This is a genomic window from Peribacillus sp. P4_C12 (assembly GCF_056402095.1).
Genome location: NZ_JBFUIB010000470.1, coordinates 1 through 2,803 on the forward strand (window position 1 = coordinate 1; position 2,803 = coordinate 2,803).

Annotated in this window: 2 protein-coding genes and 1 pseudogene; all 3 read right to left on the reverse strand. The window is 35.3% G+C overall.

Annotated elements, in window-relative coordinates:
• Positions 1-778: 778 nt before the first annotated feature.
• Positions 779-1,087, reverse strand: a pseudogene (locus tag AC1DUW_RS25050) (IS3 family transposase); the annotation flags it as partial.
• Positions 1,088-1,427: 340 nt separating this feature from the next.
• Positions 1,428-1,964 (reverse strand): ECF transporter S component, encoded by a 537-nt coding sequence (locus AC1DUW_RS25055; protein WP_053345645.1) that lies wholly within the window; start codon positions 1,962-1,964, stop codon positions 1,428-1,430.
• A gap of 659 nt (positions 1,965-2,623) precedes the next feature.
• A partial coding sequence (locus tag AC1DUW_RS25060; RefSeq protein ID WP_477643743.1) for a hypothetical protein occupies positions 2,624-2,803 on the reverse strand: 180 nt, incomplete at its 5' end.

Here is a 2,803-nt window from a genome sequence, read left to right on the forward strand (position 1 = left end):
TTACAATATAATACAAAGTTATTGGTCTTTGTATTATATTGTAATGTGTTTTTGTACAACCAAAAAATATTTCTCCGAAGTTCCCCGATTCCCACCGTTCGAATTAATATAAAGATTTCCGACTGAACCCCTATTTTGCTCCTTTTTTATTTCAAAAGACTTTTTTTGAGAGAGGAGAGAAAGAAAAGATAGGAATGGCAAGGGATTGACATAAAAAAGATCCCAAAATCGGAAACGGTCATTATTGGGTTACACTTTTAAAACTAACTTTGACACACTCCACATGTGCGAAGTCTATGTGGTGATACATGGAGTGTTTCTTTTTATAAAGCTGTATCCCTTTATTCCCCTATAAATCGGTTGAACTAAACTTCGTTACTTCTTTCACTAGTCTAGGCGAATGTAATAACAGGATAAAATGCTCCACATTTCCAGGTTTCTTTTGGGAGCACCACACTGCTTACAAGGACTTTAATAAATGATTTATGAAGATCAAACATATAATTTATGCCATTCCATAATAAATCCTAGCACTCAAAGTGAAAAGTACTTCTGCATAGTGTACCAAAGAGGCTGACGTCATGCAACGAACGAGACATTCAAAAGATTTTAAGATGCCTCCCCACGAGCAAATTAATAATCAAAGTGAGTGGCCTACTTTGTCTATCAACAGAATGTGCATTAAAAAACTATTTTTTGTTTGTTATTCATAAAAGCTATAGAAGCAGGAGAACTTGATGAACGCCTACAAGAAATTGAAAAACATATAATGCTAAAATAGTTGTACTTCAGCTTCTAATCTAGCATTTTTCTCTTCCAATGTTTTTTCTTTTTTACGAGATCTTCCTGAATGGTTTATTCGTGAATCACTCAATCCCAAAACACCCGATTTTTTATAGGCAGTACGCCTTCTATAGGCTGCTTTTTTAACCCTGTCAACAACAATGATTTCAATATCAAATCCATACTCTTCAAAAATAAGATGTGGTAGCTTTCCTTTTTCACTTTCAGCGATAAATTTTCTTATAAACTCATCTGTATATGTAATTGACTTTGAAATAACAGATTTAACACAAGGATTATTCGAAAAGTTATTTCTTTTTCAGTTAAGTGTTTTTCATTTGAAATTCCCCAATTCGATTTTTAACTCATAATACAAAATAGTACCCTATAGAGTAGTCCTTTTTTCAAAGTATCTACTCTATAGGGTACTTTTTACAATACTGAATTCATTTAATCGCTGCTTAATTAGCAGGGTGTCTTTTATTAAACTGTCCGAAATTTAGGGCGTAGTTCATCATCTAAAGGGTACTATCATATAGCTGAACAACAGGTAAAGAAAATAGAGAAAAATAATTAATAATTAGGAAAAAAGGAATCAGTTTGATCCACAGCTGAAAGACCAAAAGAAGAAACCAAAATATGTTTCACTCAAATACCTGTCCAGCTCTTTTCTTTAGACGTCCTGCCAGTGGTACTACAATTATACCGGCTAATACGACCTGCATAACGTTTCCGGGGATGGAGCCGAATGGCTGTATCCAGTTACCGTAAAGGATAACTTCGACAAAATAGTAGCCCACGATTTTTATAATCAGTGCAACGGCAACTGCCAGTGTGTATACAAGTTCTCTTTTGCCGGGTACCTTTTCGGATATGAGGCCGGCTAAAAAGCCCATTGTACCTACGATGATGAATGTAAACGGTGCCCATGCTGCCCAACCAGAGATAAGATCGAAGAAGCCCATTCCTAAGGCGCCTGCTATGGCTCCTGTTTTTTTGCCATAAACCAACGCTGCTATAAAAAGAGGAACGTTACCCAGATGGATTAGGCCTCCGTTACCCATTATTGGGAGCTTTATGTTGATGAACATTGTGGCTACTAGGGTAAGTGCGATGAAAAGTGCATTGATGACTAAGGCTTTTGTTTTAGTTGTTTCTGTCGGTGAGTATGTTGAATTCATATGATAACCTCTCTCTTTTTTTAAAATATTATCATACTCCTAATCAGATTTGTTGAATTAATTTAAATACACACCTTATTTGAAAATAGTTTTGCAGACCCATACTATTTAACACACCCTAGCTCCATCTCAAAATGGAGGTTTTTAGTCAGAAAAGTAGGTAAGTATGGGCATTTCGAATTGAGGCCGGGATTGATGAATTAACTGGGCAGCGCAAAAAAAAATTATCATAGTCTTTTTAAAACAGAGCAACAGTCTCGTGCAATATCTGTGCAGTCTTTGTGCAATGTATAAAATTAAGGGATAAAATGGAGATGTCAAAAAAAAGAAAAAGCCCAAACCCTTGAAAAGGATTTGAACTCTGTTTTGAAGATGACCTGTGAGGGACTTGAACCGCCGACCCCTTCCCAGTCAAAACTATTTCACTCTTTTCCTCTAGTTCTTTATCATTCCAAGGAATACTGATACGTATGGGTTTATTACACTTYTCATCAGTAAAATTACCCTCTGATCCTTTCCGATTCTTTGGAATCCGCCACCATTTAGCCCATTTATATTAACTGCTGAAATAGTGAATGTTGAAATCATGTTTTACTAACTCGAAATGTGAATTGACACTAAAAAAGCCAGCATCCGCTGACTCATTAACCCTTATGAAATTAAATATCGTAAATTGAATCAAAACCCATACCATAGAATAACTCTTTATTTTCTACTCTCAATTCTGCTAAGGTTTTGTTTTTTTCTTTCACAATGCAATATTCATAGCCATTTATTTTACCGCCATTTAATTGACTCGCCCACTCATTTAAGGAGATAATTTTTCCATTGAATTCTAC

Coding starts and splice junctions, on each gene's coding strand:
- AC1DUW_RS25055 (WP_053345645.1), bottom strand. CDS start 1,964: ATGAATTCAACATACTCACCGACAGAAACAACTAAAACAAAAGCCTTA.